General features: G+C 44.6%; 1 protein-coding gene. It reads left to right on the plus strand.

Features of this window, described 5'->3' with window-relative positions:
• A partial coding sequence (gene zipA / locus R7R24_RS30935; RefSeq protein ID WP_318120747.1) for a cell division protein ZipA occupies positions 1-431 on the plus strand: 431 nt, incomplete at its 5' end.
• Positions 432-500 lie beyond the last annotated feature (69 nt).

Below are 500 nucleotides of genomic sequence, written 5' to 3' on the forward strand. Positions count from 1 at the left end.
AGCCCGCGCCGGAAATGCAAGTGATCCTGTTGCATGTTCATTGTGCGGGCGAAGAACCATTTATTGGCACTGAACTTTTTGACAGTATGCAGCAAAATGGTCTTATCTATGGCGAGATGCATATCTTTCATCGTCATGTTGATTTATCTGGAAACGGTAAAGTGCTGTTCAGTGTGGCTAACATGATGCATCCGGGCACACTTGAGCATGGTGATCCCGCAGAGTTTTCGACGAAAGGCATTTCCTTCTTTATGACGTTGCCTTGCTATGGCGAAGCTGAGCAAAACTTCAACTTGATGTTGAGAACTGCACAGCAGATTGCGGATGATATGGGAGGAAATGTTCTCGATGACAAGAGAAACTTAATGACTCCTGACCGTTTAGCTGCTTATCGACGCCAAATAGTTGAGTTTAATGCAGCTAACGCATAATCTTACTACCCAATTATAAAAGGGCTCCGATTGGAGCCCTTTTTCATGGATTCCCAACCTCATCGATTG

The sequence above is a fragment of the Vibrio sp. 704 genome (assembly GCF_033339295.1).